General features: G+C 42.5%; 20 protein-coding genes. 10 read left to right on the top strand and 10 right to left on the bottom strand.

What is annotated here, in order from left to right:
* On the bottom strand, positions 1-785 hold a 785-nt coding region (locus tag F6K52_RS05160), incomplete at its 3' end, for a septal ring lytic transglycosylase RlpA family protein (protein ID WP_293074986.1).
* A 724-nt stretch (positions 786-1,509) separates the two neighbouring features.
* A complete protein-coding gene (locus tag F6K52_RS05155; protein WP_293074983.1) occupies positions 1,510-2,595 on the bottom strand; it encodes a septal ring lytic transglycosylase RlpA family protein in 1,086 nt (361 codons plus the stop codon).
* Between the two features lie 565 nt (positions 2,596-3,160).
* Between F6K52_RS05155 and purM the strand changes: the two genes are divergently transcribed.
* Positions 3,161-4,201: a phosphoribosylformylglycinamidine cyclo-ligase gene (gene purM, locus F6K52_RS05150; protein WP_293074980.1), complete on the top strand. Its 1,041-nt coding sequence runs from the start codon at positions 3,161-3,163 to the stop codon at positions 4,199-4,201.
* Between the two features lie 42 nt (positions 4,202-4,243).
* Here purM and F6K52_RS05145 read toward each other — a convergent pair whose 3' ends face one another.
* On the bottom strand, positions 4,244-5,884 hold the full coding sequence (locus tag F6K52_RS05145; RefSeq protein WP_293074977.1) for a hypothetical protein: 1,641 nt from the start codon (positions 5,882-5,884) through the stop codon (positions 4,244-4,246).
* Between the two features lie 107 nt (positions 5,885-5,991).
* On the opposite strand from F6K52_RS05145, the gene F6K52_RS05140 reads away from it, so the two are divergent.
* Positions 5,992-6,126: a hypothetical protein gene (locus F6K52_RS05140; RefSeq protein WP_293074974.1), complete on the top strand. Its 135-nt coding sequence runs from the start codon at positions 5,992-5,994 to the stop codon at positions 6,124-6,126.
* 186 nt (positions 6,127-6,312) lie between these two features.
* Here the strand turns inward: F6K52_RS05140 and F6K52_RS05135 are convergent, their stop codons facing one another.
* The 3 genes from F6K52_RS05135 to F6K52_RS05125 form a co-directional block, all read right to left on the bottom strand.
* Positions 6,313-7,230, bottom strand: coding sequence for an NAD(+) kinase (locus tag F6K52_RS05135; protein WP_293074992.1), 918 nt, complete (start codon positions 7,228-7,230; stop codon positions 6,313-6,315).
* 213 nt (positions 7,231-7,443) lie between these two features.
* Positions 7,444-8,421, bottom strand: coding sequence for an SDR family oxidoreductase (locus F6K52_RS05130; RefSeq protein WP_293074971.1), 978 nt, complete (start codon positions 8,419-8,421; stop codon positions 7,444-7,446).
* Between the two features lie 222 nt (positions 8,422-8,643).
* Positions 8,644-8,748, bottom strand: coding sequence for a PetM family cytochrome b6-f complex subunit 7 (locus F6K52_RS05125; protein WP_063747919.1), 105 nt, complete (start codon positions 8,746-8,748; stop codon positions 8,644-8,646).
* Between the two features lie 162 nt (positions 8,749-8,910).
* Between F6K52_RS05125 and pdxA the strand changes: the two genes are divergently transcribed.
* Positions 8,911-10,011, top strand: a complete 1,101-nt coding sequence (gene pdxA, locus F6K52_RS05120; protein ID WP_293074989.1) for a 4-hydroxythreonine-4-phosphate dehydrogenase PdxA — start codon at positions 8,911-8,913, stop codon at positions 10,009-10,011.
* A 20-nt stretch (positions 10,012-10,031) separates the two neighbouring features.
* Here pdxA and F6K52_RS05115 read toward each other — a convergent pair whose 3' ends face one another.
* The gene (locus F6K52_RS05115) at positions 10,032-10,406 is read right to left on the bottom strand and encodes a hypothetical protein (protein WP_293074968.1); all 375 of its coding nucleotides are present in this window, start codon (positions 10,404-10,406) and stop codon (positions 10,032-10,034) included.
* A 283-nt stretch (positions 10,407-10,689) separates the two neighbouring features.
* Here F6K52_RS05115 and msrP point away from each other — a divergent pair, with 283 nt between their 5' ends.
* Positions 10,690-11,679, top strand: coding sequence for a protein-methionine-sulfoxide reductase catalytic subunit MsrP (msrP, locus tag F6K52_RS05110; protein ID WP_293074965.1), 990 nt, complete (start codon positions 10,690-10,692; stop codon positions 11,677-11,679).
* Between the two features lie 74 nt (positions 11,680-11,753).
* On the opposite strand, the gene F6K52_RS05105 is transcribed toward msrP, so the two are convergent.
* Entirely contained in the window at positions 11,754-12,380 is a 627-nt protein-coding gene (locus tag F6K52_RS05105; RefSeq protein ID WP_293074962.1) for a methyltransferase domain-containing protein, read from the bottom strand.
* A gap of 107 nt (positions 12,381-12,487) precedes the next feature.
* Here F6K52_RS05105 and hemH point away from each other — a divergent pair, with 107 nt between their 5' ends.
* Entirely contained in the window at positions 12,488-13,651 is a 1,164-nt protein-coding gene (gene hemH, locus F6K52_RS05100) for a ferrochelatase (RefSeq protein WP_293074959.1), read from the top strand.
* Between the two features lie 123 nt (positions 13,652-13,774).
* Here the strand turns inward: hemH and F6K52_RS05095 are convergent, their stop codons facing one another.
* Both F6K52_RS05095 and F6K52_RS05090 read right to left on the bottom strand, forming a co-directional pair.
* Positions 13,775-15,133 (bottom strand): hypothetical protein, encoded by a 1,359-nt coding sequence (locus F6K52_RS05095; RefSeq protein WP_293074956.1) that lies wholly within the window; start codon positions 15,131-15,133, stop codon positions 13,775-13,777.
* Between the two features lie 565 nt (positions 15,134-15,698).
* Positions 15,699-16,634, bottom strand: coding sequence for a class I SAM-dependent methyltransferase (locus F6K52_RS05090; protein ID WP_293074954.1), 936 nt, complete (start codon positions 16,632-16,634; stop codon positions 15,699-15,701).
* Between the two features lie 443 nt (positions 16,635-17,077).
* On the opposite strand from F6K52_RS05090, the gene egtD reads away from it, so the two are divergent.
* The 5 genes from egtD (at position 17,078) to F6K52_RS05065 (ending at position 22,135) form a co-directional block, all read left to right on the top strand.
* Entirely contained in the window at positions 17,078-18,109 is a 1,032-nt protein-coding gene (egtD, locus tag F6K52_RS05085; protein ID WP_293074951.1) for an L-histidine N(alpha)-methyltransferase, read from the top strand.
* Positions 18,110-18,233: 124 nt separating this feature from the next.
* Positions 18,234-19,586 carry a 5-histidylcysteine sulfoxide synthase gene (ovoA, locus tag F6K52_RS05080; protein WP_293074948.1) on the top strand — a complete coding sequence of 451 codons (1,353 nt, stop codon included), beginning with the start codon at positions 18,234-18,236 and terminating at the stop codon, positions 19,584-19,586.
* A gap of 226 nt (positions 19,587-19,812) precedes the next feature.
* A complete protein-coding gene (locus F6K52_RS05075; RefSeq protein WP_293074945.1) occupies positions 19,813-20,301 on the top strand; it encodes a TauD/TfdA family dioxygenase in 489 nt (162 codons plus the stop codon).
* 93 nt (positions 20,302-20,394) lie between these two features.
* Positions 20,395-20,862, top strand: a complete 468-nt coding sequence (locus tag F6K52_RS05070; protein WP_293074943.1) for an FcoT family thioesterase — start codon at positions 20,395-20,397, stop codon at positions 20,860-20,862.
* Positions 20,863-20,929: 67 nt separating this feature from the next.
* A complete protein-coding gene (locus F6K52_RS05065; RefSeq protein ID WP_293074941.1) occupies positions 20,930-22,135 on the top strand; it encodes an LL-diaminopimelate aminotransferase in 1,206 nt (401 codons plus the stop codon).
* Positions 22,136-22,240: the final 105 nt, after the last annotated feature.

The raw sequence follows: 22,240 nt of genomic DNA, 5'->3' as shown, positions 1-22,240 counted from the left end.
GACCCAGTGCCAGACCTTACCAATCCAATTATTCTGGCAGCTCCTCTGGACAAGTCAATAATCCTACCCCTAATATAAGGTCCACGATCATTAATCCGCACAATGACAGAGCGACCATTTCTGAGATTAGTCACTTTGACTCTAGTGCCAAACCGCAAGGTACGATGAGCAGCAGTCAGAGCATATTGATTGAATCTTTCGCCACTAGCAGTGCGCCTGCCATGAAAAGCTGAACCATACCAAGAAGCTATTCCCCTTACACTCCATCGCACTCGGCGACGGCGACGGCTTGCAATCGTTGGTACTTTTAGTGGTTGCCATGTCTTTGCTGAAGCACTGCTTTTTTTGAGAGGAGAAGCATAGCCGATTAGGATAGCGTTTTCTTGGAGATTAGAATCCGGAGAAGCTCTCTTCCCTTCTGACTGTGGAATCTCCAAGGCCTTTGGCCACGCTCCGCGATCAGTAGTGATTAGCTCCGTTCGCGCAGCGTCGCCTACGGCTTTAGCTGGTAACGTTAAAGTAGGGAGAATTCTAAATTGAGCTGAAAACTCCGCAAAATCAAACATCTGAACTTGCTGACTTGAGAGTTTTAAGGCCGTAGGCCAAGCTGCGCGATCAGCATCTGGAATTGTGGCAGATTTCACCTCTGTCATCAGTGGTAATTCAGGGTGATCTTTAACAGTGTAGTCAAAGCCCTTAGCTGATGAAATATCAGTTGATAACAACGTACCCAAAACTGTTGTTATCAAAGAACCGGTGATGCAACTCCAACTTTTTTGAGTCATAGTTAGGGTAGATTAAACATTATGATTCCAGGCATTTTGGTGCTAATTCATAGCAATTTAGCACTCAAAATTGCATAGGTGCGCTTTCCTTGTCTTGATGCAGTCGCTCATGGGGGAAACCCCCAAGACCGCGCTGCATCGCTAGGCGAATTAAATTCGCCACGGGTCGCACCTCTGGATTTACTCGCTTAAAGTAAACTTGTTTAATATTACACTAGCAACCAAAGACTATTATAAAGTTTATGCTAAGAAATTAAAGTTTAGTACTACTTCAAAACCCCAAGCCAGCGAATTAATTTTTTTTACTAATAGCTCAAACTTAAGCCAGTAGTGAAGTTAGATATTTTTAAAGTTTAGTTAAAGTTAAAGTTGCTGAAACAATAATTAAACTGTTGCCCATTTAAATTACCGATTTTTGAGTAAGCGTTAAAAACTTCACAACTCTCTCTTCTGGTCCTGATCGCCCCTACCTCTTTTCCGTTCAATAGATAAATTATAAGCCTCATAGCTTAGTTGCGCTTAGGCTATCCACCTCAACAATAAGCATTCAGCTAACCCTCCAGGCTGAATGCTTATTTTAAGCAGGAAGACGAATGATACTAATACTAATTCTCGTGTCTACCTGCAACAAATTTTTTCTCAGATTTGGAAATGGAGAATTGGTAATTGGGAATTGGATTACGATTAGCGATTACCCATTACCGATTAGCCATTGCGGTTTAAGTTAATATAAAACCTCTAGACGCACAGCAGCAGTGCCGGATCTTTCAACTCCGATAACTCGGGCTGCTGCTCTGGAAAGGTCAATGACGCGATTTCTGGTGTGCGGTCCACGGTCATTAATTCGCACAATGACGGAGCGACCATTTCTCATGTTAGTCACCCGCACCCTAGTCCCAAACCGCAAGGTACGATGAGCAGCAGTCAGGGCGTATTGATTAAATCGCTCACCACTGGCAGTGCGGCGGCCATGAAAACCCGGGCCATACCAAGAAGCCATACCCCTCATCTGACTTCTTACTCGCCGAGGAGTGGTACTCCTAGCTACTTTCTGTACTGTTCGTGGTTTTGGTGCTGGCGGTAAGTCTGCAATTTCTTTGAGAGGGGGAGCGTAACCGATCAGCCTTCGCAATCGATTAGTAGCTTGTAGAGCATCTTCAGCCAGGTCTTTGGTGGTATCTGGCAGAATTGTATTCTCATCAACTTCGACTAATTCTTCGCCATTTACTTGGATGCTGTAGCTTTTGTAGGAACCATTCCAACGGACAGTGATTGACTCAGCATTGACATTTTTGCCATGAAGTTCATTGATCCGAGCAGCAACCACTTGAGCCCGCCGGATTGAGTCATTTTCTGACCCATTAGCATCCGATATCGTAGCGTTGCCTGGGGCAACAGAAGACGGAGTTGCTATCTTTTCAACCTCAGTAGCAACTATGTCTTTGGTAGGGTCAGCATTGATTTCCTGTGAACCTAGGAAAGTCAGAACAGGAATACTACGGACATACAGTGTAGCTGCCTGACGTCCTGCAAGTTCATAAGCATAAATATTGGTAATGATTTCTGAGGTATTAGCAGTTCTCAGTTGCTCTGGAAACTCAGCCACTTGAAACTCTGGTGTTGGCTGAGCTGGTAGTTTTTCTATTGCTGCAGTTGCGCTAGATGGCAATTCTTCTGCCAGTTGAGCATCAGAATTTCCTGTCACAGTCTGAGTAACTGTCTCAGCAGATGATACAGGAGTTGATATTGTTGCACCGAGAACTGTTGTTAGCACAGAAACGGTGATGCCACCCCAAATTTTTTGATTCATAGGTCTGTAGTCTAAGATAATTGGCAGTTTTAGGCATTATGGTGCTGCAACAAACGCAGTAACATAACTTAAACTTGCCCATTAACTCCTCACAAATGGTTATTTCCTCACAAATGGTTATTAGTGATTTAACTAAAAACCTGACATAGAATACCATGAAGTTTCTGATGGTGGAATCCCCATTTTATGAAGCTGTTACCAAAAAATTGTCAAAATTGACTGTTGTAAATTGACCACAAACTAAGTTATATTAATGGTTAGAGCTTTTGTGAAATTTTTGTGAAGTAACACTAATAATAGTTAATTCTTATCCATCCCATCAAGATCTGTGAAATAACTAATGAATCAGCTTCAACAAACTTCCTCGATAAAGTAAACTTGAATACAGACTAGGTGCAAGCAATTCTGGTAAATAAGGGCGCTTACCACAGCGTTTACGACGGCCCTTACCACGACCTTCCTCAACACACTACTGATCTCACCACTTTTGCCCCCTAGGTCTTGATCGACGCTAGGCTGTAAAATACATCCTGCATTTCTAGCTCAAAAGCATGTGTGTGTTCCCATGGATTATCGAGACGCTGGTGTTGATATTGAAGCAGGTCGAGGATTTGTTAAGCAAATCCGTAGCCTGGTAAAAAGTACCCACCGTTCGGAAGTATTAGGTGGACTGGGTGGCTTTAGTGGTTGCTTTCAGCTCCCAGTGGGATATACTGAGCCAGTGTTGGTATCTGGAACTGATGGAGTTGGTACTAAACTCAAATTGGCTCAAGACCTCAACCGCCATGACACCGTTGGCATTGATTTGGTAGCCATGTGCGTCAACGATGTCTTGACTGTTGGTGCGGAGCCCCTGTTTTTCTTGGATTATTTAGCAACTGGCAAGCTCAATCAACAACAACTGACTCAGGTTGTTGCCGGTATTGCCCAAGGTTGTCGTCTGGCTGGGTGTGCTTTACTAGGAGGGGAAACTGCAGAAATGCCTGGTTTCTACGAACTCGCCGAGTATGACCTAGCAGGATTTTGTGTAGGAATTGTGGAAAAGAGCCACATGTTGGACGGTTCCCAAGTCCAAATTGGAGATGTGGCAATTGGTTTGGCCAGTCAGGGCGTCCACAGCAATGGTTTTAGTCTGATCCGGAAAATTGTTCAGGATTCCCCAGACAACGCTCTTTCCTGGGATATAACTCCGGAATTGTTAGCTGGTAAAAGCTTAGGGGAGGAATTGTTGACACCAACACAGATTTACGTGAAACCTGTGCTTGATGCTCGTAGGGCTGGTATCGAGATTCACGGTATGGCTCACATTACCGGCGGCGGTATCCCAGAAAACCTCCCTCGTTGCCTGGGTGCTGGACAATCCATCCAGATTTATCCCAACAGCTGGGTGATTCCACCAATTTTTCAGTGGCTAGCCCACACAGGTCAGGTTAGTCCTCAGGCAATGTTTGATACCTATAATATGGGGATTGGTTTTGTGCTGATTGTTCCTCAACAGCAGGTTGAGGAAACCCTAACATCGTTTAATTCACAGCAGGTAAATGCATGTAAAATTGGTGAAGTAATCCCAGGGGATGGTGGTGTTGTTGGTCTACTTATCTCGTGATCGGGATCAGGCTTATGGGTGAGGAGTATCTCAATCAGAAGGTCAGAAGGGAGGCTCAGTTATTGAGGGTTCTGCCTTGAGTATTGCTATTCCCAAATCTGTAGTGGACAGCGATCGCGCTTCAAACAATGCCATCATGTCACGAGGCTTGGGATTACCCCGAGATGCTCCTGCTAGACCTCTGGCAATAACTAAACCACAATATCCCTGATTTTCACAACCCTCCTCCCACTGCTCGCGGGCAGCGGCATGGTTGGTATCGGTTTCAGAAAACTCTCCTAATAAATAAAGACTGCTGTTTTCTGTTTGGATAATGCCAAGGTCGTAGCGTGTGCCTTCAAAGGGGTCTTCCCCTGAATTAAAGCAAATCCCTTTGAGTCCACCAGCGGTCTCGATCTGCTCTATCAACACTTGTGCCTTTGGTCGGGTGGTTTGAATCAAAATAACTGGCATCCCTTCCCCGATTGCTTTGATATTCTGAGACTGATAGGATTTGACACCAGAGCGAATAGATTCTATTGCTTCCCAAGACATCATGCCCAGCTTGAGGAAAGCATCCTTTGGCACAAGGTCATCCCGTAAGGGTATGGTCATCGACTCTGAATCGAAATCATCTTCCTCGGACTCAATTGCCATCTCTAACAACTCATCCGCCAGGTCAGGATGGGTGTTAATTTTAACGTTAACAGTAGATTTTGATTCTAGGGGTACTCGGATGCGGTAGCGCTTACCAATCTTCGGTAAGTTTTCGTCATCTAATTCCTCATGGTAATCGTGAACAAATCGCTGAATCGCTTCTAGGGCAACATAAATTGCGATCGCTTCTTCTTCATAAAGATAAGGTCGCATTCCTTCCAAGGGATGGACTGTGCCAAACCCAGGTACAATCTCTGATACTGGCAAATCAGCTAAATCAATATCATCCTCTTCATCTTCATCTTCGGTATCATCGCCAAACCGCCCGAAGGTTAAAAACAAGCAATCTTGCCCTAAGAAAGCTTGTTCCATCTTTTCCCAGGAGTCATCTGCCAGCACTGATGATCGGAAGCGTTTCAGGGAATCCCAGGAGCGATATAGTAGTACGCCGTACTCCATACCCAGCATACCCATTACTGAGACGTATAGGGTTTCAATATCCCAGCGATTTAATTCAATCGAGATAATCTGATGATCAGCCACTACTTCCCAAGCAGCTTCATGCCAAATTTCATAGGCTTTTTCTATAAGTAGGTCGGCATACTTAGGTGGTAGCTGGGGTTGTCGAGTAGCCGCCATTTCCTCAAATCCCCGAAACAGTTCGTCAATCAAGGGTAAATTGGGTACATAATCAATGCCAATGTCTAACCCTTGAAGGACACCTCGCAAAAAAAACTGAATTTCTCGGTTACGAACAACAATCTTTGAGGGTCGTGCTGGTCTGGCGGGGCTTTGGGGATGTTCCATGGCTTGCATAAGGGCACGAACAATCGCTTCTGGTCCCATGGTTGGTGATACTAAATCCATTGCCCTGACGATGCCTTCCGAGCCATCCACCCAAAGAATGCAATCATTATGACCCTCACCATCCGGCTGTTGATGATTGTTACCAATAACTGACAGGGGACGGCGGTCTCCCTCCCACACGCTGGAAGTCTGTTGTAATTTATTGAGCCGACGACGAGTATTGCGATTCAAAGCAGACATAGAATAGTTTGGGTTGATTGCCTAAGTACCGACCGTGAATAGCCAGTTGCTGGTGGATACTCCTATCTTACCGGGGCAAAGGTTGCACAAGCCCCCCTGATCCAAAGTTGCGTTTCACCGATTACATCCACATGGATATCGGACACCACCACACACCACCAGAAACTACCAGATCGAGAGTCATGGTGGTAGGTTATGAATACAACTTTGGAGCAACACGTTCAGGAAACCCCGATGGTTAGTTGATTCCAGCTAATCGTGTTTATCTTAACCAACAGGCAGCAATCACCTTTTTTGACACTTCTGCCTAACCCCCTTCACGCGCTGCATGGCTGTTTAATTCTTAATTTAGACTGATGAGGGTAAATTGACACAGCGAGCTTAGGAAAATTTTCCACCAATATTCTCGATTGAGAGGAACAATCGGTCTAAGGCAACTCCACAGAGGTCGGTTTAGCAATGTGCGGCAACCCCCACCCTAACTTTTCTCGCAAAACTCTGAAAAACTCTGGTGGTTGCAAACGGATAAATCGAGCGGAGTAAGGCGATCGCTTAACTTTTATTTTATCTTCTGGTATTACGTAGCAACCACCATTGCCATCAACTACCATCACCATCGAATTGGGAGTAGCGGGAAAAATAGTTAATTGCTCTGTGTCAGCAAAGACTAATGCCCGAGATGCCAAAGAATGGGGACAGATGGGCAACAGTTGCAACACCGGCACCTCAGGAGTTAATACTGGTCCTCCAGCACTTAGAGAATAGGCAGTAGAGCCAGTGGGTGTTGAGACAATAATACCATCAGCTGCAATATCCACTGGTGCGTGATGTCCTATTTGTACCTCAAAATGGCACATACTCGTCAACGGTTCCCGGTGCAATACCATTTCATTTAAACAAAGTGCCTCCCACCAAATCCTCTCATCTCGCAGGATCTGCACAGAAAGCATCGACCGTTCTTCTATAACATACTCTTGTGCCATGACCTGTTCCAAGACAGAAGGCAACTGATTGACATAGGTCTCTGTCAAGAAACCCATGTGACCTGTATTCACGGTTAGCACAGGAATCCCTTGGGGAGCCACTTGGCGAAAAGCCGCTAGTACTGTACCATCTCCCCCCAATACAATGGCGAAAGCCATCTGGTCATCAAAACCAGGGGGGGCTAGTTTGTCCATCGGTGTATGACACACTGGTGATTCAGGACTCGAATAACCCAGAATTCCCCCAACCCCTGTCGCCATACACACTTCCCAACCCGCAGTCCTCAATTGGTTGTGCAACTCTTCAGCAACGCTACAAGCCATTGGTTTAAGGTCGTTGTAGATAATGCCTGCTTTTGGTATACTCACCAGTCCCCGTCTTGAACTACTTGGATTAAATTATCACCGAAGATCATGGACGATTGTGATTTAATCAGGTACTGTCTTGATCCAGTTGCGCTATGGGGACCGGCTGTGTGCTCAAGCTAGCATCCGCACCTTGGAAGCCCGGTAGAGAAGCACTTTTGCTGCACTGGCTCCCCAAAACCTCGCGCTTATCGATTTTCCAGGAAATATCTAGGATTTAGATTTAAAAGGAGTCCTCTTCTTAGACTTCTTCTTAGCCTTCTCGTAATCGATTTCTTTGAGCTTATTCATAATCCGGTTAAAGTATTCTTGCAGATATTCTTCCAAAGTTGTGGTTTCCTTAGGGTCTAGGCCAAATACCTCGTATACCTTCTCCATCGGTGCATCCAGAGGTTTCCCGCTCACTAGCACCTCAGTAAAGGCAAGCCGGTCTGCCACATTCCAGCCCCACTGAAAAAATCTCACGAATCGCCGCATACCCCGCAAAAAATTTATTGGGAGTCGGGCTATTTTAGCATCTTTACCGGACAACCGCTCACACAGGTTAATGATTTCGTAGGTACTAAAGGCTCTGGTTCCCACAACCGGGAATGTCTGATTTACTGTTTCTGGAACTTCAAGAGCACGAATGCCAAACTTAGCAATATCCTGGGTGTTCATATAGGCGATGGGAGAGGTTTCTCCTGTAATCCAAACCGCCTGTCCATCCAAAATCGGGATGGCATACTGACCAATTAAGCCTTGCATAAAACCACTTGGTTTCAAGATTGTGTATGGCAATCCTGATTCTGCCAGAAATAGTTCTGTACAGTGTTTTATTTCCATCAGTGGGACATGAGGAAAATTCTCACTTCCCAGAATTGAGAAAAAGACATATCTTTCTATACCAGCAGCTACAGAAGCTTGAATTAGGGCAACTTTCCCTTCCCAGTCTACCTGTCTGATGGTCAGAGAATCTGTTGGTCTCGATGTTGCCGCATCAATGACAGCTGTGATCCCTTCCAGGGCTTTTGGTAGGGTTTCTGGAACACAGAGGTCTCCTTGTACTAGTTCGGCTCCCCATTCTTTTAGGAAAGAGGCTTTGCGTGGACTGCGTACAAGACAGCGTACCTGATGATCCTCGTCCAGTGCACGACGAACCACCTGTCTTCCTAAGGTGCCAGTTGCACCGACGACCAACAAGTTCATTATAGTAATTTTAGTAAGGAATCTTAAAGTTTCTATAAGATTCTATCAGAAATTTCGTCGATCTCTCATTTTTCTGGTATTCGATAGACTTTGCCCACGGTTAGGGGTGTGGGAGAATGGGTTGAGGCGGGCGACAGCATCAGTCATGGATTTGGAAGAAAACTGTGAAAGAATTCTTTACCAAACCCCACAGCCGTTACCCCATAACCCATTCACTAGAAACTATTCTGACACTCCCTGGATTTTGAGTAATAAGAAGCCTAAGCCCAAACCCACAAGAATCAAGGTGAAGGACAAAAACGCTGCATTGAAAATTTCTGTACCCATTAGTTTTATGATCTCCTATGTACTTTTGTTACAAGGTATCATGACTAGGGTGCCAGAATATAGCAATCCTATGGAAATCCTGAGCAAGACTATTTCAGCAAAGGGGTTAGGAGCCGGGAGTGTTCAGGAATGATGTCAGACTTGTCAACAAACCATCAGAACATGTCTTTGACAGGAAAACTTAACTCACCACCAAGGCGTCCTCGGTTAGCAGTGACCTTGGGAGATCCAGCAGGCATTGGACCAGAAGTTGTCCTCAAGGCATTGGCAGATTCCCAAGTCACTAGCAATTGTGAGATAACGGTGATTGGCAGTCGGTACCTCTTAAATGGGGCTTACACCCAGCTACGTCAGCAGGGGGTTGAAGATGTAGCTACTTTAGCTTCCCCAGAGACATTATCAATAATTGACATTGAGTTGGATTATGGACAACAGCCTCAAATAACCCCAGGTGTTGGTAATGCTGCTAGTGGTGCTCTTAGTTTTCTGTATCTCGAAAATGCGATCGCACTCACCCAACGTGGTGAGTTTGATGCTATTGTGACCGCACCCATTGCCAAGTCTCTCTGGAAAGCAGCAGGGCATAATTATCCTGGTCAAACTGAAGTGCTAGCCCAGTACTCTGGTGTCAAACAATTTGGGATGCTATTCGTAGCGCGATCGCCCCATAGTGGTTGGGTGCTACGTACACTTTTAGCTACCACACATATTCCTTTAAGTCAAGTACCAAACACCTTAACGCCATCATTGATGGGGAGTAAACTAGACTTACTAATCGCCTGCTTGGCTAGTGATTTTGGTATCAAGAAACCTCGAATCGCGATTTCTGGGTTAAATCCTCATAGTGGTGAGCAGGGTCAGCTAGGTTGTGAAGAACAAGATTGGCTGATTCCCTGGCTAGAGAAAGAGCGCCAGCAACGCCCGACTATCCAATTAGATGGACCAATACCTCCTGACACGCTTTGGGTAAAACCTGGTCAGGCTTGGTACGGCAACCACCACCAACACGCTCATCATGCTCATGATGCTTATTTGGCACTCTATCATGACCAGGGCTTAATTCCTGTCAAACTTATGGCATTTGACCGAGCGATCAATACTACCATCGGTTTACCCTTTGTGCGCACTTCTCCTGATCATGGCACAGCATTTGATATTGCCGGTCTTGGCATTGCTAACGCTACTAGCATGAAGGCTGCAATTAGGCTGGCTACTGAACTGGTCAACCAGAGGTTGAGTAACCGTTTAGCTATCAGTGCTTAGAAAAAACCTGTACTCAACCTTTACTCTCTAAGTGGAACCGCCAACTGGACTTTTTGAGTATTGCGAGTAGTTGAGGATTGAGGAAACACATTAAGTTCTTCCTGCTGGATGACATCCCCAAAAACTATGTCTACATCGTCCCTTGAACCAACCTTGAACTTAGGCTGTAAATTGTTACCTAAGCCTTCCGTTTCCTCCAGCTCTAGTGATGTTGGGAAAAAGGTGCCATAATCATCTGAGACCGTGCGACCATTAACTTGGCGGAGGGTGTCACCAGACAAGGTTACTGAATCGCTTGGCTCACTAGACTGCGCTCCTGACTGAGCATAGGCAAGAGGTACCAATCCCACAACTATCCAGCCGATTCCTACTATAACTAGTGTTTTACGGATCATCAGCTTTCTCCTGGTTTTTTTATTTACCTTATTTTATTTATTTATTTTTATTTTAGTAGTCATGAGATTAATCTGGCATCCGAATAGATCCTTATAAAAAAAAATAACGGGTAGTAATTTTAACTCTAGTTATTAACTAGACTTGGCACAAGCATAACTGAATCTTTTAACTGGCGCTATCAGTCAAGGGGCTACTTGAAAAGCTACCCTTGCCAGCTATAAGCTCGACTAGCCTGTTTAGGCTGACTGTTAAAAGCTCACCGTCAACAATATCACTTACTTTATGACCATCATTCGTGTACGAAAGTCCTGGGAACTGCCAGAGCAACAAGTCACCTCAGAAACGGCTTATTCTAACCGACGTCGCTTTCTCAAAAATTTAGTTGGTGCCAGCCTAGGCACTGGAATGCTCTCAATTCTTGGTTGTCAAGCTTCCTCTTCTGCCTCAGACAAAGCTTTTGTGGAAACCCTAAATCAACCCAAGTTCAAATCCTTAGCAACCAATCCAGCTTTTGCCAGTGTTGACAGACCCATCACTGATCAGGATCTCGCTGGACAGTACAACAATTTTTATGAATTTGGCGGCAGTAAATCGATCTGGCAAGCAGCCCAAAATTTACCAACCAAAGACTGGAAGCTAGAGGTGACCGGATTAGTCAAAAATCCCCAAACCTATGACCTAGATGATCTCCAAACTAAATTTCCCATCGAAGAGCGGATCTATCGCTTCCGCTGTGTAGAGGCGTGGTCAATGGTGCTACCGTGGATCGGATTTCCCATGAAAGCGCTGATGAAAGCAGTAGAACCTACTTCAGAGGCTAAATTTGTGCGATTTACCTCCTATTATGACCGCAAAATTACTACTGGTCCAGGTATACACCTTGGTTCCTTACCTTGGCCTTATACGGAAAGTCTAAGTGTTGAGGAAATGGCTAACGAACTAGCATTTTTTGCTATTGGCATTTACGGTCATCTATTACCCAAACAGCATGGTGCTCCTATTCGCATGGTAGTGCCCTGGAAATATGGTTTTAAAGGAGCAAAATCTATAGTTAAAGTCGAGTTTTTAGCTAACCAGCCAGCTACTTACTGGAATACTATTAATTCCTATGAATATGACTTTGAGGCAAATGTTAACCCCAATAAGCCTCACCCCAGATGGTCACAAGCTACAGAAAAATTCATCAGTAGCGGTCCAAACTTATCCTGGGACAGACGACCCACCCTACTTTACAACGGTTATGGGGAATATGTAGGTGGGCTGTATAGTTGAAGGCTATATATCAGATGGCCTTTACCCATAAACATTCATCCATCAGCCTATGCACGTAGGGCATAGGCTTACCTTTACCCTTTCGTTACCTGAATAACCTGTAAACTACCACCTGCGTACAAGGAGCGATCGCATACCTTAAACCCCACTTCCTCAAGCACCTTGACCAAGTCAGTCTCTAGTAATTGCCAAGCTGTCTGGGTCTCAAACAACCACATAAATACCGCTAACCCTGGCCAAAACAAAACATTAGTTGGCTTGTGCAAATCCACCAGGGTAAACACTCCTCCTGGTTTAAGCACCCGGTGAACCTCCTGAATAATCTGCTGCAACACCTCAGGGGTCATTTCATGGAGTGCTGCGCTGGTGTGAACTAGATCAAATTGAGCATCTGGAAATGGCATCTGTTCAGCCAAGCCCTCTACATACTTGGCTTGGGGAACATTCCGTTGTGCTCGCTCTAGGGATAGTGGCGAAATATCTAAGCCTGTGACATCCTCAGACAATTCCACCAAGAACTGGGTGGCCTGACCACTGCCGCAACAGAGATCTAGCACTTTGGTTCCTGAATGAATTGTTAAGCCCTGTAACGGTAGCTGGCGGAATCGTCTCTCTCCACCTACGCTCAAAGCCGCGATCCGGGAAATACTATCGTACAGCCATTGGTACTGATAACTCCAAGCTCTAAGAACTGTTGCCACTACTCACTCCTTCGTAAAGATCTGTGTTTCTTGTTGCAAATTTAAGTTAAAAAATATATTGTTAAAATCAGTAACAAATATAAAAGTTATGGGAAGCTGTGTTAACTATGGGTCGTGTTGGGGTATTATTGCTTAATCTAGGTGGGCCAGATCAGTTAAAGGATGTTCGTCCCTTTCTATTCAACCTGTTTTCTGACCCGGAAATTATTCGCCTGCCTTTTCCGTGGCTGCAAAAACCCCTGGCTTGGCTAATCTCCACTAAGCGTGCTAAGATCTCCCAGGAGAACTACAAGCAAATTGGTGGTGGTTCCCCTCTACGGAAGATTACAGACGCCCAGGCCGAAGCCCTCCAGGAACATTTGCAAACAAAAGGGCAAGAGGTCAGTGTATATGTAGGAATGCGTTACTGGCATCCTTTCACAGAAGAAGCGATCGCAACTATCAAAGCCGATGGGATCGAACGCTTAGTCATTTTACCGCTTTATCCCCAATTTTCGATCAGCACCAGTGGTTCTAGCTTCCGTCTGCTAGAAAATCTGTGGACAGAAGACCCAGACCTGAGCAAGATTGAACACACAGTCATTACCTCCTGGTACCAGCAGCCACAATACCTCCAAGCCATGGCTGACTTAATTGCTCAGGAACTCGATAAGTTTTCTAATCCTGATCAAGTTCATATCTTCTTCAGTGCTCACGGTGTACCCATCAGCTATGTCACAGAAGCTGGAGACCCCTACCAGCGAGAAATTGAGGATTGCACTTCCTTAATTATGAAAACCCTCAACCGCCCCAATCCCCATACTCTGGCCTATCAAAGTCGGGTTGGTCCGGTAGAATGGCTCCAACCCTACACTGAAGATGCGTTGCAAGAACTCGGAGCTAAGAATACTCAAGATTTGCTGGTAGTCCCGATTAGTTTTGTATCGGAACATATCGAAACCCTCCAGGAAATCGACATTGAGTATCGAGAAATAGCAGAAGAATCAGGGATTAAGCACTTTGAGCGGGTACCAGCCCTCAATACCCATCCCCTATTTATTGAGTCTTTGACAAATTTGGTAGTTGACGCTCTCGAATCACCCAGCCGTCAACTCTCTGAGGTCATTCGTCCCCCAGAGACAGTCAAAATCTACCCTCCCGAGCGCTGGGAGTGGGGCATGACTACAGCAGCAGAAGTTTGGAATGGTCGTCTGGCTATGATTGGGTTTATTGCTTTACTGTTGGAGTTGATTAGTGGTAGTGGACCGCTACATTTTGCTGGGTTGTTGTAAATTTTTTCAGGTTACAAGGGCAACCGGCAAGTCCAGATTTAATTGAGGGGGAGGCAAGTAATCGTCCCCCTCGACTGCTCCCAATAGGAGTTGGTCTGATGACTTGCTCCTTGGCTTTTAAACTTAAAGTTGCCCTCTAATCTTACTAAATATCCAATCGGGAATAGCATGTTCCGTGTCATATACTCGGTCATACTTTTGTTCAAGTTTTTGCCAATCAATTGAACTGTCTACTAAAACTTCATGTTTGAATATCTCTAGGGCTTTGCCAGACAAACCTTTTTCTAAACACTGTTTCATTGCTAATCGACTTTCATCTATTTCACCAATACATTCAAAGGGTGTATGTTCAGCTAGTCCGATCATTTCTCTGAAAATAGGTAGTAAGTCATCATCATCAAACAAATTGGAGCCAAACACTGCATCTACAGATGCTGGCTCGAAGACAGCCATCAAACCTAGCCATACATAAGCACACTTGGGACATTTCTTGCACCAAGGTTTTTGAATATTGCAGGAGTGGATTTTAGGCAGCACCTCGGGATATTTGGCTAGATGTTTGAAGATGCGGAAGTCATAGATGGGCTGCAAAATACTGAAATACGAGAAATTAGATAAGAGATTTGCTTGAATGAATTCATTCAACTCTTTTTCGGCTTCGTAGCCTTTTCCCCATTGATGGTTGACTTCTTTACCTAGTTTTTCCCAGAATAAATTACCAGTATTGGCACTTTTTTCATGGGCTAATGCCAAGTAATTGTATCCCTCATTCAGCATTAGAGGTAAGGATTCAAAGATAGAGACAGGAGTTTCTGGAACGGTAATTCCTGAATTATCTGGGAAATATAGCTGAAGAAAGGGATAGTCAATAAAGTCATCGTAGATAGAAATTTTATGCTTTTTAAGGGGGGTGACGTATTCTAGGACTCCCGAAATTAAATTGTGTTGGATATCGGCTTTGCCATAAACACTGTGGGAGTATTGCATTGAGGCAAATGGAACATCTGCTTCTTGTAGCATTTTCATAGCTACAATACTATCTTTACCACCACCACAGCCTGCAAGTACGGTAGAGTTATCGCCAAATATAGAGGTGGGTTTGCTATTGCTTAAGCTACCTTGTGAATAGATAAGTTCAGGACCAGGGTAGTCGGTTATATTGTTTTCATACCAATGTTGACCAAAGACTCCTTGATAGATCTTGGCAAATAGCTCTAACACTGGCTGACTTAAATTTTCAGCGACAAGGTTAATATCATAGTATTTGGGAAATAGTGAACTCAGTTTCATGCCCTCGAATAAGGCAATATAAGCAGCGATTTGATTAATTACTGCTTGAGAATATTTGCTGGCCAGTAAACTGAAGGATACATCATGGTAAAACACTTTAGTTGAAAAGTTGAAGTTATCTGCACCATAGATAATGTCCAAATGATGCTCGTGAATGGTGAATTGATTAATTTTAATGGTTTCAATTTTCATATTTTTAACTTTAGAAAGCATTTTTTTTGCAAAATATAATATTGAATTATTTTTTTATATATTTTTTTGATTAAAGTTAAATTGATTAGTTTTGGGCTTAAAATACTCTACTTTTTTTTAAACAAATCAAGAAAGGACATCAACCGAAATATTAATAATACATTTTTTAAATAAACTTCTAGCAAATACCGATTATAACCATCAATCAATTTGTTATAATAAAAAACAATTACATTATATATATCAATTTTTATTTATATAATAAATCTGGAAAAACTCCTGTTCCACAACCTATATCTAAAAGTTTGATCGTACCATCTCCAAATGAATCGATTATTTGTAAAAAACGATGATTATTAACAAGCTCTTCGTAATCTATCAAAGTAACTTTAAACCAAAAGTCTAGATCTAGATTACTTTTTTGATAGTAGTTTTAAAAAGGCTTGAGATTGTTACTGTTTTGTTTAATGGCTGTTTCAGATGTAGGATATATTTTATTTTGGCTACTAACTAACTTAAGGCTGTACGGTGGAGCGGCACACTGTCCCGTTAAAATTTTACCACTTTAAGCGGATACCCTTTCTTTTTCAATAAAAAATAAAATTATGGAGTGTGGAATCATTATTTCTCCCCCCTCTATTTTTTGCGCACAAGTGCCAAAGTAGTCTAAGAGCAGTCGCAATTGTAAGGGGGAAAAGTATGCTGTGTTGGCACCAACTATAAAATCCAGCAACTGTTTACCAACTTGAGACTCTTTGATAAAACACTCTTTAATGTTTACTGGAAACTCCATCGTTTCTTTACGAAATAAAATATTGCTTTCAATGAGTAATTTTTCTATATCCTCGGCAAACCATTTAGGTTTTATGTAAAGTCGCTGATTGATGTAGTAATAAGGTTTATTTAGTAACTTTTTTTTGGGGTTTATTCCTACAATAATCATCCCTCCTTCCCTAAGAAGTTGATTACTTTTGCAAATTGACGGTTCAATTTCTGAAAAATAGTAGAGAGAATTAATGAATAAGATAATGTCAAAATTTTGGGTATATTCAAATGTATCGAAACCAACTGGATAAATATTGAAACTAAATTTTGATGATTTTTCGGCACTTACTTCACGACACCATTCTTTGAGTTTCAGGCATTCTTTTTTATTGGGGTCAACACCAACAAAATGGATAGTTTTGTTTAGAGAAAGAAGCTTTTTTAAAAAAGGCTTCTCAAAAATTCCGATCCCACAACCGATGCTAAGGATAGTGTAATGCTGTTGTGAAGACATCTTCTCGTCTATAGCATGAAGTGTCGCGTCAAGCATCATCTCTGTTTCCTTATTCCGACTACGATACGTAATTTGCCCTTCCCTATATTCTTGGTCGTCGAGTTTGACGAGCTTTAATGTTGGATCTGAGCATAAGTATGCGATCGCAGATTCTTGCAGGCTCTCCAGGGTGCCTACTGAATCATAAAATCCATCGGTAAAACTATCATTTGTTAATGTCATCTATTTTTATTTTTTGTGATTAATCTATCTAATTTTAAGTGCATCAAGACAAGTCTTCCCTATCCTGCGGTTATGTATTACGGGGGTTTCACCCACTCGCGCTTTGGATCAAGACGCCGTTTTTCTGTTAGACCACTCAACTCCTCAAAATTAGTGATGAATTCATTATCTCATATTTGGTGCTCAAGTTAACTTTGCTTTGTATCACACTATTACTTATTTGTAAATCTAATTTAGATTAATTTAGATAGATGCGTTTGCCCTGCCCTCAGAATCGACAAACTATAGCTAAATTCTTGGATTCGCTGTCCAAAGTAATAGCTATTCAAAACTGGTAAAAATTATGGTAATCTTAACCGGTGTTAATCATATCATGTATTAAGCAGTATAAATGTACTGTTTTTGGAAAATTGTTTTTGGAAAACTAAATTTAAAATAGTATTATGTCAACAACTTTTCAAGAGACCACAGAGAATCTGAGATTCAGTGAGGATCGCCTAGGAATTAACTATCTCGGTAGTGCCAAATTGCCTACTTTAACAGATGAAGGCAAAGATATCATTCGAGGATTAACCCAAAGGCCAAAATGTTTGCCACCTCGTTACTTTTACGATCAAAAAGGCTCACAATTATTTGAGCAAATCTGCGAGTTACCGGAATATTATCTCACCCGCACAGAAGCAGAAATTTTACAACAGTATGCTGTAGAAGTAGCCCAATTAACAGGAGCTTGCGAATTAGTGGAACTGGGTAGTGGCAGCTCTACCAAGACTCGCTTGTTGTTGGATGCCTATGAAAATCAGGGATATCCGTTGCGCTATGTTCCTATTGATGTGAGTGGGGAGATTCTTGAAGAGAGTGCCAAGCAGCTGTTGTTGGATTATCCTAAGTTAAAGGTTCAGGGTCAGGTGGGAACCTATGAACAGGCTCTTAGCCAATTAACTCCAACACCATTACCGAGACGGATGGTTTTCTTTTTGGGTAGTAGCTTGGGAAATTTTGCTCCTGAACAGTGCGATCGCTTTTTTGATAAAATGACAGCTTTACTAGCACCAGGAGATTACTTTTTGCTGGGCATTGACTTACAAAAACCGAAGGAGATTCTGGAAGCTGCCTATAACGATACTCAGGGGGTGACTGCAGCATTTAACCTGAATATGCTGGCACATCTGAACTGGCGTTTCCAAGGAAATTTTGACCTCGATCGCTTTACCCATCAGGCCATTTATAATCAATCGGAAAGTCAGATTGAGATGTATTTACATTGCCACGAAACCCATGTTGTGCGCTTAGCCAGCCTGGATTTAACGGTTGAGTTCCAAGCACGAGAAAGCATGCTTACAGAAATTTCTCGCAAATTCAATTTGGAGCAGATGGAGCACTATCTAAACGATCGGGGACTAAAAACAGTTCAGGCTTGGACTGATACCAAGCAATGGTTTGGTTTACTCCTGTTTCAGATACAGGGTGTGTAATCGACGTGTAAGCGATCAGCTGATAGCTGACGGCTGATGGCTGACCACTGACCACTGACGGCTGACCACTGACCACTGAATATACACACCCCTAAGTTTACGAATAGTATTTGAAACTCAAACCATGGATACTCTCCAATCTACTCAATTCCCTCGCCTTGACACCTGTAGTCGCAAAACCATTATCAATTACTTTAAGAATTCATGGGAACTCGAAGATGTTCTGATGAAAAGTCTGGTTGGGGAAGAAACATTCTATATCAGTCCCGACCCATTAAGAAACCGTCTGATTTTCTATTTGGGTCACTCGGCTGTATTCTACATCAATAAATTCCTTGGGGTTGGGTTATTAGATAAACCCATTAATCCTAACTATGAAATCCTGTTTGAGATTGGTGTAGACCCGGAAACTCCTGAAGAACTCGATCAAGCAACCAAAGATATCCACTGGCCGACAGTGGAAGAAGTTTGGCGGTATCGAGATCAAGTGTATGGGGTGGTTATAGAAACTATCGAAAAGACTCCTCTGAATCTGCCAATTCATCAAAATCATCCTCTTTGGGCGCTGATGATGGGAATTGAACACAGTCGCACCCACTTTGAAACCTCTTCGATGCTGATCCGACAACTGCCTGTAGAGCGGCTTGAACATCCTGAGAGCTGGAATTATGCTGTTTCTAATGGCAAGGTTTCGAGGAATGAAATGCTCCAAGTTTCTGGGGGTTCGGTAGCACTTGGTAAACCAGAAGATTATCCTACCTATGGCTGGGATAGTGAATATGGCAATCGTTCGGTAGAGGTTAAACCGTTTTTCGCTAGTGAGTATCTGATTACCAATGGAGAATTTCTGGAATTTGTAAATGATAATGGCTACGATAATCTAGATTACTGGGATAAAAAATCCTGGATTTGGAAGACAACTTCTAATATCAAGCACCCTAAATTCTGGATACCTACCAATGGTGGCTACAAATATCGAGCGCTGTTTGACGAGATTGACCTTCCTCTCGATTGGCCGGTTGAAGTGAATCACCATGAAGCTATGGCTTACTGTCGTTGGAAGGGTAAAGGGATTCGTTTGATGAGTGAAGGGGAGTGGAATCTTGCCACTGCTGGCAGGGATGAAAGTAGCACAACTCTCAAGCAAGACCCCTTTGCGATACAGGATTACAATCTAAATCTCAAGTTTGGCTCACCTAGCCCAGTGGGTATGTTAGAAACTGCTAAAAGTCCTGCTGGACTCTATGACCTGCGGGGGAATGTATGGGAGTGGCTCAGTGATGACTTCAAGCCGCTACCAGGATTCAAGCCCCATCGGCTCTATGAAGATTATTCTGCTCCCTTCTTTGATACCCAACATAACATGATGCTTGGTGGTGCTTGGGTGACTACTGGAACAGAAGCATCAACATTCTATCGTAACTGGTTCCGTCCCTACTTCTACCAACATGCTGGGTTTAGAATTGCGGCTTCTTGAAATCCTCCCTCGGTAAATCGCCAAATATCAAAAAAATAGGACTTTTTGGGGATAAAATAGCTATTTTTGCCCTGTTATATCCCTATTGTACCCCCGTGAGCCGTAAAAATCCTACGACAGCTTAAAATTACCAGTGTCTGTTGGCTTCTTCTCAACATTGATCAATAATACAGACTCAAGTATGGTAAAATTCCAAACCGGAGTCAATTGATTCTTGAGGTGTTCCATGCTGTGTTCTCTTTCCCAAAATTCTGAGGAGAATGTTTTTGTGGATGCATTTCGGGTGGCAGAGGATTTGCGTCGCTCAGAGCCAGAAGTCTTTCGCAATTTCTGTGAAACGATTTGGGAATGGAAGTATAGTACCAAAGAAGAAGATTATCGTGTTGAAGGACCAATAATTGTACTCGATCACAATAATCAGATCGGTGAAGTGCGCAGCATTACTTACCAAAGAGGTACGTTACGAGTGCCCTACAATCAGGTCGATGCCTCCTATAATGCTCTGCTTACCTGGTACCGACGTGTCAAAGAAAGTCGGTATCAAGTCCGCTTCAAACTACGGCCAGGTGATTTAATCGCCTTTGACAATCGTCGTATCCTTCATGCCCGTACTCACTTTAATCTCAGCGGTGGATCGCGGTATCTAATTGGCTGTTATGTAGATACAGATGACTTAATGTCTAAAATGCGAGTTCTCAGCCGAGGGCAAGGTTAAAATATAGGACTGTCCATTTACTGACAAATGAATGTTAAATCAACTGAAAATAACTTAAATTAGCTAAACTGAATTTGTTAAAATCAATAAATTATGAATAAAAATGACTTACTCAAGTTAACTCTAGATGTGTATGAAGAAGAGTGCAAATACCTAAAGGAGTTAGAGTTAGATGTAGATAATCAACAATCATTTGGTTACTTCTCTGTTCCGAGTACCTGCTATGCAGTTAAAGGAAGAAAGTATCATCTGAATGCCGCAGAGGTTGTTATTACCTATGAACAAATTATGTATGCGACGTTATCAAACGTCTTAATCAATGGACTATATCATTTAGAACCAGTTGATGTAGATTATTTCTTTCCAACGATCGTAGATGAGAAAACACTAATTGTAAAATTTAATACTCGCTTTTATAAACAAGTCAATAATCACTCATTCAGAGGAGTTTTCTTAATTAAAAAAATTATTTCAAGGACAGGAAAAAAATTCTTTTATACAGAATTTAACATTGAAGAAGGTGCCCAGATTGCAGATGTTATTATTTGCATTGAAAGTTAAATTTATGGGAATTTGAGCAACAAGATTTAGGTCAACTTATCGTTCATAAAGTACAAGTAAACACTCTATGGCAAGTAAAAATCTTAATCTTAGTTACGTCTTGAATCAATACAATTCCAGTGACAAATTATATGGAACAGTCCTTCAAAAGATAGAAGAGTTTAAGCTGTTACATCCTCAACGGAAACTATATCTAATGACGTTTGGATATACCAGTCAACCTTTATCACCCACTGTTATTCAGAAGCTGAGAGAAGGTGTCACCCGTTTGGGTGATCTTAAGACCTACACAAGTTATGAACCTGTAGCAGGCAAATCACAGCTAAGGGAACTCATTTGCTGCAATCATTATCAACCTTTGGGAGTGAGTTTAGATCCATCAGAAGTCTTTATCCTGGATGGAGCCCAATCAGGTTTGGGGAATATTCAAGAACTATTCTCTGTGGATGATAGTGTTGGCATTCAAAATCCAACCTATCCCTATATTTCTGAAAGTCACTTATCGGTAGGCCGCCATCAAATTTTCACTTTAGATTGTGATCAGGACAATGGTTTCTTGCCAGAAGTGCCTGAACAAGCGATCGACTTAATTTATTTGTGTTTTCCAAATAATCCAACAGGTGCAGTTGCTACGTCTGAACAATTAAATTTATTTGTAAATTATGGGATGAATCATCAGTCTGTTATTATATTCGATGCTGTTTATAGTCAATTTGTTCAAACTCCAGATATTCCCAAAAGCATTTATCAACTAAAAAATTCAAAACAGTGCTCAATTGAAATTAATAGTTTCTCTAAAGTCGCTAACTTTGCAGGTCTAAGGTTAGGATGGTGTGTAATTCCCCATGAACTAACAGTTAAAAATTCATTTCCAGGAGAGTTAAATCAGATGTGGAATGCCCGATCGTCAATCAAGTTTTGGGGAGCTTCTAATCTCGCGCAGATTGCTGGCATTGCAGCCCTTTCTGAGAGAGGAAAACAGGAATCTAAGGCAATCGTTGAGTTCTATCTCAAGAATGTTTATTTACTGAAAAGCGCATTAGATAAAAATGGTTTCACTTGTTTTGGAGGCATTGATAGTCCTTATATTTGGGTGAAGGCTCCCGACCAACTTTCATCTTTGGATTTCTTCAATCGGCTACTGCAACAAACAGGAATTGCAGGGATGCCAGGTTGCCTATTTGGTTCTTGTGGAGAGGGATATTTACGTTTAAGTGCTTTAGGATATCGAGAAGATATTGAAGAAGCTTCGTTGAAACTGAGTAATTTTTAGTTAATTAATCAAGCAAATAGTTATACAATCTAGGCAGTAGAAGTCCTCGGAAGGAGGACTTCTACCTTAATTACCGGACAGGTCTAATCTACTGTTGAATTAAAC

Source organism: Moorena sp. SIO3H5, assembly GCF_010692395.1.
Lineage (GTDB): Bacteria > Cyanobacteriota > Cyanobacteriia > Cyanobacteriales > Coleofasciculaceae > Moorena.
Note: the sequence above shows the minus strand (reverse complement) of the source record. Positions and strands in the feature narration are given on the sequence as shown.